We start from the raw sequence: 12,595 nt of genomic DNA, 5'->3' as shown, positions 1-12,595 counted from the left end.
TTTCGCCCTATAAAAACGTATAGCATTTTATCCCCATTTTTATCCATGTTTTTGTCCTGCTTTTTGTCGGGTTTTTGTCGAGGGAATAAAAAACGACACTCAAATGATTCCGAGTGCCGTAGCAATTTGAGAGATTGCCTCTCGCTTTTTGATGTAGTATTGATCCTTTGTTAGACCTAAATCTAAGTATACATTTATGTCATTTACTTGCGTCGGACTGAGGTATTTTTCCTCAATGATTTTCCGTTCTATTTCGTCCAGCGAATACTTCAAGGCTCTCTCAATTTGTTGCGCCTTCAAAGTGTTTTTCGTCTCTGTTTGATGCAGACGTGGAAACAGTTGCTCAATCCCGCTTTCGGCCTGCTCTTTCTTATTCTGTACAGCCACACGTAACGCTTTGAAGTTTTTTAACTCCTTAGCTACTGTTCTCCTAACTGCTTTTTCGTCTATAGGTGGAAACATGGCTAGTTGCTCATGCATTGTGTTCATCAATCATTCCCCCTCATCAGCGCTCATGGTATAATAGTTTTGCGAACACATATTCCACGGCTCCCGTTGAGGGGGCTTTTTTATTTAGATATAAGGCGTAATATCCACGCCTTTGGCTTTCATTCTACTTCCTCCATCTTCTCAGCTGCCAAACCAACCTCGTACATTATCGTCCCTTCCGTGCCTTCTATTACCCAATCGTCGCAATAGTGATCATGCTCTGTCATTACTACTCCTAGTTGGCTATATGCGCCATCTATGAACGCATCTTTCCAGCATCCACCGCCAATTAACCAATGACTGCAAGTCCAACAGTTTTTCTCTTGATCAATCTCTCTGCTCATTGGCTTCCTCCTCTATCTTTTCAACCGACTCATTTGCAAACTCCGGTTCCAAATAGACGCCTCCACTTGGAAATTCAAATTCCAATTGCTCACTATCATCATAATCAGACCAGATGAATTTCCTTTGGAATATTCCTATATCTCCTTTTTTAATAGTGTGGTTGAACTGATCGTCTTCGATGTCTGTTACTCTCATTTTTCGAATAGCCCGAACCTTGTCTCCCTCTTTTAGATTCATTTCGCATCCCTCTTTATTCGCTTCAGTTTCTCCTGAAGTATCTTTTTCTTAACTTGTTCAGCGTGATCGGGGCAAACATCACATTTGACCCAAAGTCTAACAGCACATTCCCTGCACATTTTTTTATCACACGTTTCCGTCAATTCTTGAAAATCTACACTCGTTACGACCCCTGTACTTGTTGCATAATCGCATAGACTTGTATGCTCACGTTTATTGCAAACTTCGCAAAGCAATGTTCTTCCCTCCCATTTACAAAGCGTGTGCCGTGTTAATAATTAGAAACCGCCATGTACTATGACCTCTCCTGTGAGTTTGTTTATTTCTACATACACATAGTTTTCAGACAAAGTTTGCACTGTTTCATGCGTAATTTCTTCATTACAATGAGGGCATTTTTCCAAACGGAAATCTGTAACTTCCCATCCAACCCATTTCTTTTTCTCGATCTGTTCATCAAACTCATAAAAAACACCATTGCACACCTTGCATTGCATCTCTTTAGCTGATAAAGAAAGAGTTCCTCCTATGTCTTTCATTGTTTATTCCCCCGTTGTTCGGTCATTGTGCTTCCTCCTTCAAATGGTTGCTTGTCAGAAAAGCTCCAAGAGACATAGCTGGATTCTGATAGATGTTACCGATGACTTCCACTTTCGGCAATTTCCCGTCTTCCATCCAGATTCTGCATTGATCAAACGGTTTATAGTTAGCTTTACTCGGAATGTACATGACTGATGTCACTACTTCTTGATCGATAAAATGTTGACTGAAACCACCTTGTATAAGTACTCGTACAAAATCTCCCTCATAAATCTCCTTGCCGTTCTTGTCGTGGAGTCCGGTGTATTGCATAATTTCAAACCGATCCATTTCTAAAAACTGCATTAATGAATACTCAACATCAATCTTGATCAATTCCCAACCATTCATATATTCATCTTCTTTGTCCCAAGCACGAAACTTTATCTCTCGCATTCTAGCGCCTCCTATTTTTGTCCCAAATGATAGAGATATGCTCTATCAAAAGGAGTGATATATTATGCAAAAATCGTTTTATCATCTCATGCCGTGTAGCCGATCTGCTAGGCTAATTCGAAAGTTTCGACGACACGGCATAGTGTTTGATGTAGAAGCTATCCGGAACAGCGATCATGTACGGTTTGTGTTTCCTGATCTACCTGTACGGCAGTATCATGTCGTGCATTTGGTGTTTGGTAAGGTTGGATCACCCTATATCGAAGATGTTCATTTGCCCGTCATAAAAATTCATTAACAATAACTCTTCAGCAAAACAATTATCTCCGTTGACCACTTGTTTGTAGCTTTCGAATTTTTCAACTCTCCAATCAGGATAGATCTCAAGTAGTAAAGGATCATCGTAATAACTAACAATTGCTTTCCCTTTTATATTTTTCAACAAATTTGCTAGATCACGATGGTCCTGCTCAGTAAACTCTCCTGCATAAAACTTTTCCCTGCCTATATAGGGAGGGTCAATGTAAAACAAAGTTTCAGGAGTATCATATTTTTCAATAATTGAACGAAAGTCATCATGCTCAATCATTACGCCTTGTATTCTAGTAGAGAACTCTCTTATTCTTTCTGAAGCACTCAGATAACCTACTGCTGGATTTTGAGTAGACTTCGTACTATGTCTCCAGCCTGTTTTTTCTGTACCAGGTCCATTTCCTTTTGCTATTCCTGCTCTGTTTAGGTAAAAAAAGCGTACAGCTTGCTCGAATGGATCCATTGGCATTTCTTCATGTTTCCATCGTTCATATAATTGCCGACTGTATGGCAATGATTTACACGCATCGATTAATCGTTCTGTTTGTTCTCTGGCCACAAGTAGAAAGTTAACTAACAAACCATCAATGTCGTTATAAACTTCATGTGCTACTTGTGGCTTTTGAGCAATTACATGTGCAGCTCCCCCGAATGGCTCTACATATCTTTTGTGGTGAGGCATTCTACTGATAATCTGGTGAGCAACTTTTCCTTTTCCCCGAACCATATCAAAGGTGATTTAGCCATCAATCCCCACTCCTTACATTGAAAAACTCATCTGACCAACAGCTTGTTGCTTGTATCGCTCGAACTTTAACTCTTTACCCGACCCAGCGCACAGCTCTGGCAAATTGGCTTTTACCAAATGTTTTGCAAACGGCGGTGGCACTGAATTACCGCAACGTGCCACCTGTGGTTTCTTCTTCTGTTTCTCACCGTTTATGTCTCTATCTATGATGTATTCTGCTGGAAAACCTTGTGCGGCAAATAATTCATGCGGTTCTAGCATTCTCATACCGATGTCTACTATCTGGTAGTCTTGTCCGTGTACTGTTACTAATCCGAATCGATCCTTTGTTGTAACTGTATGAAGTGGCTCAATGCAGGCTTGCCCTGTATTAGAACCATAAAACTTAGTAAGAAACGCCGTGACAATACTCGCTTTATTTACTGTTGTTACCGTACCTAACGGCTGGTTCAACGGATGTCCGATAGAGCTTTTAAACTGTTGTGCGACAAAGGCAGTCACAAGAGCATAACGATTTGAAGTATCCAGCGTTAATATTGGTCTATCTAACGTTTGCCCTCTGGCTTCATGTGATGCTGTCTCTGTATGATATTGAGCTAGGAACGCAGTTACCAAGGCGAAATGACCGCCCTTCACCTCAGCACATATAGTGCGCATGGGTTGTTCAACTGACATGTTTCTCTGGTTACTCCCATTCGCGTGTTCTGTGATAAAGCCAGCCTGCTCACCGACGATGAAAGGTTGCTCGGACTCTATCACATAACGTTGAACCCCTTTTGCTATCCTCCGTAGGGTTTTATCCGCAAGTGGGCGAACTGCTCTTAAACCATATTTTTCTTTAATCTCTTCACAAGTGTCGAAAATACTTGGGCAAGGAATTGACCAATCAATGACTTCAGCAGCCATTCTCCAAGGCTTCAATCTGCCTGCTTGTACTTCTAAACTTTGTGGATCACCATGAGTTGGCTTAGGCCATACAATCGGACGCTCATCACAACGGGCTATCATAAAAAATCTTTTTCGAATCGTAGGCGCCCCGTAATCGCAAGCTCTAAGCTCTCGCCACTCAACCTGGTATCCTTGTCGTTTCAACGCATTAACGAATGAGTTAAACGTGTGCCCTTTCTTTTTCGGGTCTGGTTTGCCGCCTTTGACCAGTGGCCCCCATGTTTTGAACTCTTCTACGTTCTCAAGCATGATTACCCGTGGTTTGACTGTGGCTGCCCAACGTAGTGCAACCCACGCCAGCCCTCTAATGCTTTTTTCTTTTGGCTTTCCACCCTTGGCCTTACTAAAGTGTTTGCAATCTGGACTTAACCAGCAGAGCGCTACAGGTCGTCCTTTTACTGCTTCTACAGGGTTAACGTCCCAAACTGATTCGCAATAATGTTCTGTATCTGGATGATTTACCTGGTGCATGGCTATAGCATCCTCATCATGATTGATAGCAATATCAACGCTCTGTCCAGTTGCCAGCTCTATTCCGGTCGAAGCACCACCGCCACCCGCAAAGTTATCGACTATGATTTCCCTAAGAGCAGCCCCCATCAATCCCCACTCGCTTTCTCCGCCCACTCTCTCAACGCCTGAGCATCGTCTATCTCAACCCATGTAAAGCCGTAGCTATTTTTCATAGGTATCCATCTCCTCACGAATCACTTTTTTCTGCCAATCCAACTGTTCTTTGTTCAATGATTGTTGAACCTTTTGATTGTCCTGTGTATTCATCTGAGATCGCTCCCCTATTTTTTTATTTATTGGATGCTCTACCGCCGCCTATTTTGTAGTTGTTTACTGTGGCGTTTGTACTGCTGTTCTTTGCCCATTCGCTTATATGTTTTGGTACATGAATAAATGGTTTGCCTTTCTTATGGGCTTTGCTCTGGTCAAGCTTGTGTTCGCTCATGCTCTCCCTCCGTTTGCTCACTCTTGATTTAACAGATGTGGATTTTCGTAGAAATTGCCGATGATTTCGAAAGTAGTATTTAGCTCTTCCACCATAGTTGTGTACCTCCCAATGCCGTACACAATAAATTCGTTATATCTGTATTGGACTTTTCCAATAAGCCGTCTAGGCCTAGTTTGCGTATAGCTTTTCCCTTTAACGATATCTCCTTCATAAATCTCCTTGCCGTTGCGGTCTCTGAGTCCGGTGTATTGCATGTAAACAGGTTTCTCTGTTTCAAAGTGAGAAAATCGGAACCCCATCATGTCATCGAACTGTTCGAAATTACTAAATGACATTACTCTGCTTACGTCATCCCAAGCCCTGAACTTTATCTCTCGCATCTAGTGCCTCCCATCTAGCTTGAACCTCTGCCAAGCCCTTCTGATAATCTGTAAGACTGCCCTCTAGGATTCTTTTGGAGTAGTCATACTGCACGTTTTTGATATCCTCTTCTAACTCATGTACGTATTTTTTAAAGTAGTTAATTTGTATAGCTAATACTGCTTTATCGTCGTTCATCTTTTATGCTCCTTTGATGTCATACAAGAAACTCATTTGACTGTTTGCATCCTCAATTTCTCGTAAAAGTTCTCCCTGTGGGGACCAGCGTTGTAGATATTCTTTCGCTTTATCAAACTCTTTTGCTGGTGTATTACGATAGGAGTTGATATTGAAATAGCCGTGGTAACTTTTCCATGCTGCGCTAAATAACTTGTTGTTTAGTTGCTTATAAGCAGGACTGCTTTTGCCTCCTAGAATTTCTACTACACGGCGTTTGCACAAAGTATTCAGAACTTGCTGTTGGCTGTAATCTACTGTTTTGGTTTGTTCTAAATGGAGTACACGGTTTTCGATCTCCTGAGTTTTCTTGTCGAGGAAGAAAATTGCTTGAACCTCAGGGCTTAATCCAAGGTTTGAAACTTGTGCTACCACTCGGTAGTAATCATCTACTAGCATTTCGTAAGCTTCCCATGCTTCGTCTGTGTTAAGAGATTTCGCATGTAGCCATGCACCTTTCTCAGTCCATAGGTATAGGATTGGTGCAAATTTGAGGTTCCCCGAAATTTCCGTAGAAGCTTTAAACTGCTTTAATTCCTCCCCTTGAAGTACAAAGTAATGTTTGCCAACTTTGTATCGACCCTCATTCTTTTGAAAGTTGTCATGGATATGTTTTACATCTGCTCCATAAACTTCTGCTAATTGGTTCGTAGTAAGTACACGTTTACCTTGGCGTTCGATTACTTGTAATTGATTCATGCTTGATTCCTCCTAAACAGCCTGATTTAGTGAAGGCTCATATTTTTCTAATCGTTGTTTAAGCTCTTTAATCTGTTCTTCCAATTGACTTTGAATCTCTAGGACTGTCAGGAACTCATTGATTCGTTGTTGCCCAGCTTCTTGCTGTTTGACCATAAATTCAAATGCATCTCGTTCGTTTATGAGGCGTTGGAGATCAAAAAGTGAGATTATATCTAGCTGACCCTGAAAAATTCTTGCTCTTAAATCATTGATATCTTCTTTAGAAAATCGTTTAAACATTTGTTAAAACCTCCGCATCTCGTGTTCTATAGTTCAATCCTTCACCTTCTAAGGTAGCCCGGTAGTCTGCTGTCATTTGGTACAACCTAGAACCTGTAGCTTCGTCAATGACGCACATATCCTTAAAAGTACGTTCTGATGAAACCAATATGGGCAATTTGTTTAAATAACGATAGTTAACGATTGCGAATAACTGCTCAATCTGGAAATCCGTAGGTTTTTCTCTCCCTTTGAATAAGTCATCTAAAAATAGCACCCTAACCGTTTGTAACCGTCTAATCTTCGTATCCAGAAGATCAAAGTCATTCTTCAACTCATTAAATCCTTCAACCCATGGGAAGTAGATAACAGGTATACCTTTCTTAATCAGGTTGTTTGAAATTGCCATGAGAAGGTGAGTCTTTCCTGAACCTGGCCTACCTAATAGGGCTATGCTATTTTTCCGTTCCTTTTCGATTTCTTCAAAATTCCTAAAATATGTGGCTGAGATATCGAATGCTTCCCGTACTACGTTTGGCATTCCATCCACGCTAAAGTTTTTAAAACCAAGCTTTCGGAACTCTTCAGTAATTTGACTGGATTTGAACATACGCTCTATTCTCTTGTTTTTCTGACATTCGCACTCTTTCCAAACCTCGTATTTTAGAGAACGATCCTTCTCTATCCCAAAGGCATATTCCTCATATGACATCGTCCCCCCAAGATCCTTGCACTTTGGGCACTGGTGTTGAATTTGTGTTGAGGTGGGCGAAACGTTCCGTGTTGCTTGTGCCTTTTTTTGCAATTCCTGAAACATCTGATTGAAATTTCGTCCTACCCTTTCCATTTTTCCCCTCCTGTTTGGAGTTCTGTAGTCTAATCATTCCTTGTCTTGCTTCAGGCTCGCTTGTGTTGCTGATAATACCGAATGCGTACTCGGCAGGCTTATGACCGTAGTTCATGATGTATGTAGATAGTGCATAGGTTACGATCGCCTGATTTGCTTCTGCTGATTGTTTTGCATTAGTAGCCTGTTTAACTAGCCTTTCCCATAGTCTTTTCAGGACACCGTTTGCTATCTTTCCAGATTTTCTTTGAAGTCTCACCAGATCGAAGTATTCAACAAACAAACGATTAGGTAATTCAATCCGGTTGATGAGCTGTTGCGAGTCAACAAAAGAGGTAATGTCTTCTCGACTCCGACAAGATTCTTTTATATGTTTTACTTGTTGTTTATCTTGTTGTTTAACTGATGTTCTATTAGCGTTGTTCGGTGCGCTGTTCGGTGCGTTTTTACCTGCGTTGTTCGGTGCGTTGTTCGTATCTTCTTCATCGCCCGAAACGCTTGGTACAACGCCGTTTTCAGGTTCGTTAGGTGCGTTATCAGGTGCGTTAGCACTTGCGTTGTTCGGTGCGTTGTTCGGTGCGTTAATTTTTGAGTAGTTTTCTAGCTGCTGAAACCCGTCATAATTTACAATTGTGATTAGTGAAGCTTTGTTGCCTTTGTATTTTATCTGCTCCATTTTGATTAGATGGTCGCTTGATAATCTGTCTAGTGAAGTCCTAATCTGCTGGTAGCTCCATCCCGTTACATCAGGTAATTTTCTAACTGAAACAATGAACTGCCCTCTCTGACAATCGGTGGACGCTTTGTAATTCGCTCCTTTTACCAAGTAGCTATAAAGCGCCTCATCTATAAAGTGTTCGAAGGTTATACGGGGGATGACCACGAAGCCCGCCCCGTATTTATCTGTTGTGTCCATCCTTCGTGCTCCCCTCTTGTTACGATGCCCCCTGATACAACGGAAGCAATACTTTCTCTCGATAATCCCGAAACGCTTGACGCCCTTCTTTCGTTTGGTGCGCCTTCCAATGGCATGTCCCTTTTTGGGCAACAGGTCCGCAAGCTAAAGCAATGTTATGCGCCTCTCCAGTGCCTCCCTCGCTTTTAAAAAGAATGTGGTGTGCTTGTAACCATGTTGTCTTACCACAAAGCACGCAACGCCCTTGGTCTCGTTTCATTACTTCGTCATAGACCTCCGGGGAAATTCTTCCCCGGTCTCCACGCTTTTTCGTTCTTCGCTTGAAATTCGGCTTTTGTACAGCTCTTACTTCATCAAACAATCCCATGCTTATCACCATCCTAGAAAGGTAAGTCATCATCTGTAATATTGATTGGTTTGTTACTAGCGAAAGGGTCATCGAATGATCGCCCATTGCTTTGTTGAGCTTGTCCATCTTTACTGCTTAGGAACTGTACATTTTCTGCTACAACCTCAGTGACAAATCGTTTTTTACCATCCTGATCATCATAGCTACGAACCTGCAAACGCCCCTCTAACGCGCATTTTTTCCCTTTTGATAGATAATTAGCGCATAGGTCCGCAAGCTGTCTCCAAACCACGATATTGATGAAATCTGCTTCGTTCTGCCCGTTCTGAACACGACGATTAACCGCCAATGTGAATGTAGCAACTGGGACTCCATTTGTGGTATATTTCAGCTCAACATCACGAGCAAGATTCCCAATGAGAATGACTCTATTCAAATCATGCAACCCCCTTTTCTTTCATCTTTTCTGTTAGGAACCTCTCAATTTGTTCATCCGTGTTTCCTTTTGAAAGTTCCGATCTATACCAATCATCAAATCCATCTAACGATCCAGCAAGCAACTGCCATTTTGCTTTTAAAGTAGCTTCTTTACTGTTGCTAACATTTGGTTGAGCTTTTGGTTGAGACTTCGGTTTTTCCTTTTCATCCAATTCAGCAGAACTTACTTTGTCTGGGTCTTCTCCTGTAGGAATTGCAAAGGTTCTTAGTAGCAGATACTTGTAGGCATATGTCATAGCCTTACCTACGCCTTTATCTTGTGTATCTACCCCTGTTCCACTTGAAACAGCTTCTATGCTGTCCCCTGTATCGACATCAATAATCTGATACCGTACATTTACTGTGGTAAGTTGATCCACTTTGAAATGTTCTTGATGGACGGGAATTATCACAAGCCCATGTTTCCGCATTGCTTGTCCTACAGCAGACGTTACCTTCTCTTCTGAGATAGCCTTATATTTCGTCGTTTTAAACTCCACTTTGTCGTCTTTCTGGAGATAAGACACATCATTCATGACAGCGAGAATCTTTTTATATACGCTCATGTTCCCACTCCTATCTGATCTGTAAGGAAGTACCCTGCACAAGTGTTACGCCTGGTATTTCCTCACCTGATTTCAAACGTTCTGACATCGACTTCTTATCAAGGATCGGCGGTGGCGTTACCCAAAACATTTGCGGAATATCACTTTCGTTTACAATCTGCACCGAACCTGGATTTTTTCTAAGCGAGATAGTGAATATCGGCGTTTTGACCTTTTGTAATCCAGCAAATTCTAATTGCTCTTTAAGATAACGTTTCAAGCCTTCTTGCTTCGTTTCTAGGCGCTTTCTACGTTCAGTAAGGCGAGCCTCTTCGAGCTTAATCATGTCAGCCTCAGCCGAAATATTACGCACCATTTTAGCGATGTTATCAGCCTTTGTTTCGATAGCATCCTCTAAGGATTGGAGAGTGTCGCCTAATAGTTCTGTTTGCGTCTCATCATCCATTATGATTTGTGCAACTTCAGCATAAGCACCAGCTAGATCATACAACCTCACAGCCCAGCACCTCCGTAGAGCTTAATCACTTGGTCAAAGCGTTTTTTCAGATCCACTAGGTATTCAAAATTTTGTTCTCCCGAAAACTCTTCCCAAGATAAAAGTAGGTATTTTAAATCCTCGTTTATGCTTTCTACCTTCTCCCGTAGCTCATCCCCAGGTTCATTAAAGGTTTTAATGCCATGAAGGAGATACCCTTGCCGATCTGGTTCAACACGTTCTACAAACTCTGGAAAATCAAGCAATGTTGGCATGGCGTTTGCCCTCCTCGTTGATAGTTGCATTTACAGGAGCTAATCCATTTAAGAAATCCCTAAGCTTTACGATCTCTTCCCAATCACGAAGAGTAACGGTTTGTTTTGGTGTCCAGCCAGTTTTTGCATTACATTCAGAGACTTCTTCTATTTCTAAAGTGCCATTAGTTTTATAAGAAACCATTCGATCAAACATTCCTCCGAGCAGTTCATTTGAAACGATTTCTTTGCTCATTTGCTTGTCCAACCTCCAATTATTTGTTATGGTAGAGGTACAATTTTTTGTTTCGGGGTCCCCTGTTGGTAGCAGGGGATTTTTTATTTTTTTAAGCAATAATTACTACTTTTTGGGTTTCTATTTGTTCTTGTAAGTGTTCTGCTAAAAAGTCTTTGATATTTCTCATGGCTTCTAACTTCCATGCCCCTCCATCAGCTTCAAACAAAGCGCAACTTGGTCCGGATTTCATACGGAAGATAAAATCGCTCTCCGGTTGCTCAACTTCAACAAAAGTACGGTATGGTTTAAGTGACACTGGATTCGGCACTTTTACATTCGCTACAGTAGCGACACCTGTTTTAGCTACCACAGCTTGAGAAACTCCATCATCACCAACGGTGTTTACACTTTCCTCTTTGATATTGCCGACAACCTTTAACATAATGTCTCGATCCTCATTAGCCACAAAGCAAGATTGTAATTTGATGTTAAAATTTTCTGGATCATACCAATTGTCGAATCTAAATTGAGGAGTCATTGCATCTGCACAAATCAGAAAGTTTCTTTGATAATCTCGATTAAATGTAGTGAAGCACTGTACCTCTGTTGGTGAAACAACATGAACCATCATTTCTTTATCCCCATCAAAATTTGATTTGATGTATTCAATTAAGCCTGACAAACTGTTTACCTGGATTTTAGTCGGAACCGACGCCATCACATGGTGTAGCTTCTGGGTGGAATAGACTTGTCCACCAACATCTTCAATTTTTACGTTCCCTAAACCAATTAAATATTCCAGTGCATTTTTCAACATTCAAAACACTCCTCTATATCAATTTTTATTTAAAACTAACCACGTTATCTGAAATCACATTCCCTTTATCATCAGCAATTTCTCCATCAGGCGTTATGTAGGTTTGCCCTTTCATACCTGATTTCAATTCGGCTCCAATGACGTGTCCGTTGTTGTCATAGTCCATGATTAACTTAGTTTCTATAGGTTTTGCAGGAATCAGGGTTGATTTGGTTTGCACCTGTACAGCAGCAATGTCTCGTTTTTCATCAGCTTTTATAGCCACTGTGATAGAAAGCTTTCTGACCTTATTAGCATCAGTATTGGGATCAGCGATATTAGCAAGAACTTTTGATAACTCAATACGAAAAGCTTCTGCTACAGCCCCTTCTGCAAAATCATCTAAACTGATCATGAATATTCCTCCTTGTTTATAAATAGCTATTTTGATATCCTTATGAGTAGTTAAATGTATTAAGATGCCGTCTGTTGAGAGCAGGCGGTTTTTTCTTTTATCTGGCTTTCCAACTCCCTCACGTATGCTCTCATAGCTTCATGAGCTATTGCATCGCTTTTGCTTTTCATCATTTCAAGTTGCGCCTTTCTTAATTTCCTTTCTAAGGTCGCCAACGTCATAGTCACTCACCCTTTCCTTCATAGTGATTCAGAAAATCCTTTGCATGTTGTATGCTGATCCACATGCGTTCAAGCTCTGTGTACTTTTTAAAATCCAAGTCGTAACCTTGACGAAAGATATCCATGATAGATGATGTTGCAATACAAACTTCTCGATATGGTATGTTTGTACTCAGATGCGTTTTATCTGATAAAATCTTGGAACTACATTTTTTGTTGTCTTCAAGGAATTTGCTAACTGCTTCATCCAGTTCAGGAAATTGAATGTTCACGCCATTACCTCCTTATTTAAGATTTGTTTAGCTTGTTCTACCTGACGTGCAACTTTGATATCCGATACCTTTCTCGCAATAATCTCTTGCTTTTTTGCATCAATGATTTTTCCATCTCTTAGACTAATCTCCGAAAGATCAAGCATCCCATTTACAATGTGATATAGCTCCTCTTCATCCAGACCATCCAGCATTTC

At 41.0% G+C, this 12,595-nt stretch carries 22 protein-coding genes and 2 pseudogenes; all 24 read right to left on the bottom strand.

The features are described 5' to 3' along the window. Positions 1–99: 99 nt before the first annotated feature. Positions 100–489 carry an ArpU family transcriptional regulator gene (locus EEL30_06510; protein QDX92049.1) on the bottom strand — a complete coding sequence of 130 codons (390 nt, stop codon included), beginning with the start codon at positions 487–489 and terminating at the stop codon, positions 100–102. Positions 490–608: 119 nt separating this feature from the next. Next, a complete protein-coding gene (locus EEL30_06505; protein ID QDX92048.1) occupies positions 609–833 on the bottom strand; it encodes a hypothetical protein in 225 nt (74 codons plus the stop codon). Then, positions 817–1,071 (bottom strand): hypothetical protein, encoded by a 255-nt coding sequence (locus EEL30_06500; GenBank protein QDX92047.1) that lies wholly within the window; start codon positions 1,069–1,071, stop codon positions 817–819. The genes EEL30_06505 and EEL30_06500 overlap by 17 nt, the downstream gene beginning before the upstream one ends. After that, on the bottom strand, positions 1,068–1,307 hold the full coding sequence (locus EEL30_06495) for a hypothetical protein (GenBank protein ID QDX92046.1): 240 nt from the start codon (positions 1,305–1,307) through the stop codon (positions 1,068–1,070). Before EEL30_06495 ends, EEL30_06500 begins: the two co-directional genes overlap by 4 nt. Before the next feature lie 42 nt (positions 1,308–1,349). Beyond that, positions 1,350–1,610 (bottom strand): hypothetical protein, encoded by a 261-nt coding sequence (locus EEL30_06490; GenBank protein ID QDX92045.1) that lies wholly within the window; start codon positions 1,608–1,610, stop codon positions 1,350–1,352. Between the two features lie 22 nt (positions 1,611–1,632). Next, on the bottom strand, positions 1,633–2,046 hold the full coding sequence (locus EEL30_06485; GenBank protein ID QDX92044.1) for a hypothetical protein: 414 nt from the start codon (positions 2,044–2,046) through the stop codon (positions 1,633–1,635). A gap of 250 nt (positions 2,047–2,296) precedes the next feature. Further along, a pseudogene (locus tag EEL30_06480) lies at positions 2,297–3,105 on the bottom strand (DNA adenine methylase). Between the two features lie 13 nt (positions 3,106–3,118). After that, complete coding sequence (locus EEL30_06475; GenBank protein QDX92043.1) at positions 3,119–4,654, bottom strand: DNA cytosine methyltransferase; 1,536 nt, start codon at positions 4,652–4,654, stop codon at positions 3,119–3,121. 375 nt (positions 4,655–5,029) lie between these two features. Beyond that, positions 5,030–5,395, bottom strand: a complete 366-nt coding sequence (locus EEL30_06470) for a hypothetical protein (GenBank protein ID QDX92042.1) — start codon at positions 5,393–5,395, stop codon at positions 5,030–5,032. Beyond that, complete coding sequence (locus EEL30_06465; protein QDX92041.1) at positions 5,364–5,573, bottom strand: hypothetical protein; 210 nt, start codon at positions 5,571–5,573, stop codon at positions 5,364–5,366. The genes EEL30_06470 and EEL30_06465 overlap by 32 nt, the downstream gene beginning before the upstream one ends. Before the next feature lie 411 nt (positions 5,574–5,984). Further along, positions 5,985–6,311 (bottom strand): annotated as a pseudogene (locus EEL30_06460) (ORF6N domain-containing protein). 12 nt (positions 6,312–6,323) lie between these two features. Continuing rightward, positions 6,324–6,593 (bottom strand): hypothetical protein, encoded by a 270-nt coding sequence (locus tag EEL30_06455; GenBank protein QDX92040.1) that lies wholly within the window; start codon positions 6,591–6,593, stop codon positions 6,324–6,326. Beyond that, positions 6,586–7,389 (bottom strand): ATP-binding protein, encoded by an 804-nt coding sequence (locus EEL30_06450; GenBank protein QDX92039.1) that lies wholly within the window; start codon positions 7,387–7,389, stop codon positions 6,586–6,588. Before EEL30_06450 ends, EEL30_06455 begins: the two co-directional genes overlap by 8 nt. Continuing rightward, positions 7,274–8,335: a hypothetical protein gene (locus tag EEL30_06445; protein QDX92038.1), complete on the bottom strand. Its 1,062-nt coding sequence runs from the start codon at positions 8,333–8,335 to the stop codon at positions 7,274–7,276. The genes EEL30_06450 and EEL30_06445 overlap by 116 nt, the downstream gene beginning before the upstream one ends. Positions 8,336–8,354: 19 nt before the next feature. Next, positions 8,355–8,702: an HNH endonuclease gene (locus tag EEL30_06440; protein ID QDX92037.1), complete on the bottom strand. Its 348-nt coding sequence runs from the start codon at positions 8,700–8,702 to the stop codon at positions 8,355–8,357. A 13-nt stretch (positions 8,703–8,715) separates the two neighbouring features. After that, entirely contained in the window at positions 8,716–9,120 is a 405-nt protein-coding gene (locus tag EEL30_06435) for a single-stranded DNA-binding protein (GenBank protein QDX92036.1), read from the bottom strand. A gap of 1 nt (position 9,121) precedes the next feature. Further along, positions 9,122–9,727 (bottom strand): hypothetical protein, encoded by a 606-nt coding sequence (locus EEL30_06430; GenBank protein ID QDX92035.1) that lies wholly within the window; start codon positions 9,725–9,727, stop codon positions 9,122–9,124. 10 nt (positions 9,728–9,737) lie between these two features. Then, the gene (locus EEL30_06425; GenBank protein ID QDX92034.1) at positions 9,738–10,223 is read right to left on the bottom strand and encodes a siphovirus Gp157 family protein; all 486 of its coding nucleotides are present in this window, start codon (positions 10,221–10,223) and stop codon (positions 9,738–9,740) included. Continuing rightward, positions 10,220–10,477, bottom strand: a complete 258-nt coding sequence (locus tag EEL30_06420) for a hypothetical protein (protein ID QDX92033.1) — start codon at positions 10,475–10,477, stop codon at positions 10,220–10,222. Before EEL30_06420 ends, EEL30_06425 begins: the two co-directional genes overlap by 4 nt. Continuing rightward, entirely contained in the window at positions 10,461–10,712 is a 252-nt protein-coding gene (locus EEL30_06415) for a hypothetical protein (protein QDX92032.1), read from the bottom strand. Before EEL30_06415 ends, EEL30_06420 begins: the two co-directional genes overlap by 17 nt. Before the next feature lie 91 nt (positions 10,713–10,803). Further along, entirely contained in the window at positions 10,804–11,511 is a 708-nt protein-coding gene (locus tag EEL30_06410; GenBank protein QDX92031.1) for a hypothetical protein, read from the bottom strand. A 25-nt stretch (positions 11,512–11,536) separates the two neighbouring features. After that, on the bottom strand, positions 11,537–11,905 hold the full coding sequence (locus tag EEL30_06405; GenBank protein QDX92030.1) for a replication terminator protein: 369 nt from the start codon (positions 11,903–11,905) through the stop codon (positions 11,537–11,539). A gap of 223 nt (positions 11,906–12,128) precedes the next feature. Continuing rightward, positions 12,129–12,398: a hypothetical protein gene (locus EEL30_06400; protein ID QDX92029.1), complete on the bottom strand. Its 270-nt coding sequence runs from the start codon at positions 12,396–12,398 to the stop codon at positions 12,129–12,131. Beyond that, the gene (locus EEL30_06395; GenBank protein QDX95690.1) at positions 12,395–12,592 is read right to left on the bottom strand and encodes a hypothetical protein; all 198 of its coding nucleotides are present in this window, start codon (positions 12,590–12,592) and stop codon (positions 12,395–12,397) included. The genes EEL30_06400 and EEL30_06395 overlap by 4 nt, the downstream gene beginning before the upstream one ends. Between the last annotated feature and the right edge of the window lie 3 nt (positions 12,593–12,595).

The organism is Brevibacillus laterosporus (assembly GCA_007833815.1).
Taxonomy (GTDB): domain Bacteria; phylum Bacillota; class Bacilli; order Brevibacillales; family Brevibacillaceae; genus Brevibacillus_B; species Brevibacillus_B laterosporus_D.
Note: the sequence above shows the minus strand (reverse complement) of the source record. Positions and strands in the feature narration are given on the sequence as shown.

Coding starts and splice junctions, on each gene's coding strand:
- EEL30_06415 (QDX92032.1), bottom strand. CDS start 10,712: ATGAGCAAAGAAATCGTTTCAAATGAACTGCTCGGAGGAATGTTTGAT.
- EEL30_06510 (QDX92049.1), bottom strand. CDS start 489: ATGAACACAATGCATGAGCAACTAGCCATGTTTCCACCTATAGACGAA.
- EEL30_06455 (QDX92040.1), bottom strand. CDS start 6,593: ATGTTTAAACGATTTTCTAAAGAAGATATCAATGATTTAAGAGCAAGA.
- EEL30_06450 (QDX92039.1), bottom strand. CDS start 7,389: ATGTTTCAGGAATTGCAAAAAAAGGCACAAGCAACACGGAACGTTTCG.
- EEL30_06465 (QDX92041.1), bottom strand. CDS start 5,573: ATGAACGACGATAAAGCAGTATTAGCTATACAAATTAACTACTTTAAA.
- EEL30_06505 (QDX92048.1), bottom strand. CDS start 833: ATGAGCAGAGAGATTGATCAAGAGAAAAACTGTTGGACTTGCAGTCAT.
- EEL30_06405 (QDX92030.1), bottom strand. CDS start 11,905: ATGATCAGTTTAGATGATTTTGCAGAAGGGGCTGTAGCAGAAGCTTTT.
- EEL30_06490 (QDX92045.1), bottom strand. CDS start 1,610: ATGAAAGACATAGGAGGAACTCTTTCTTTATCAGCTAAAGAGATGCAA.
- EEL30_06470 (QDX92042.1), bottom strand. CDS start 5,395: ATGCGAGAGATAAAGTTCAGGGCTTGGGATGACGTAAGCAGAGTAATG.
- EEL30_06445 (QDX92038.1), bottom strand. CDS start 8,335: ATGGACACAACAGATAAATACGGGGCGGGCTTCGTGGTCATCCCCCGT.
- EEL30_06395 (QDX95690.1), bottom strand. CDS start 12,592: ATGCTGGATGGTCTGGATGAAGAGGAGCTATATCACATTGTAAATGGG.
- EEL30_06430 (QDX92035.1), bottom strand. CDS start 9,727: ATGAGCGTATATAAAAAGATTCTCGCTGTCATGAATGATGTGTCTTAT.
- EEL30_06410 (QDX92031.1), bottom strand. CDS start 11,511: ATGTTGAAAAATGCACTGGAATATTTAATTGGTTTAGGGAACGTAAAA.
- EEL30_06440 (QDX92037.1), bottom strand. CDS start 8,702: ATGGGATTGTTTGATGAAGTAAGAGCTGTACAAAAGCCGAATTTCAAG.
- EEL30_06420 (QDX92033.1), bottom strand. CDS start 10,477: ATGCCAACATTGCTTGATTTTCCAGAGTTTGTAGAACGTGTTGAACCA.
- EEL30_06500 (QDX92047.1), bottom strand. CDS start 1,071: ATGAATCTAAAAGAGGGAGACAAGGTTCGGGCTATTCGAAAAATGAGA.
- EEL30_06485 (QDX92044.1), bottom strand. CDS start 2,046: ATGCGAGAGATAAAGTTTCGTGCTTGGGACAAAGAAGATGAATATATG.
- EEL30_06475 (QDX92043.1), bottom strand. CDS start 4,654: ATGGGGGCTGCTCTTAGGGAAATCATAGTCGATAACTTTGCGGGTGGC.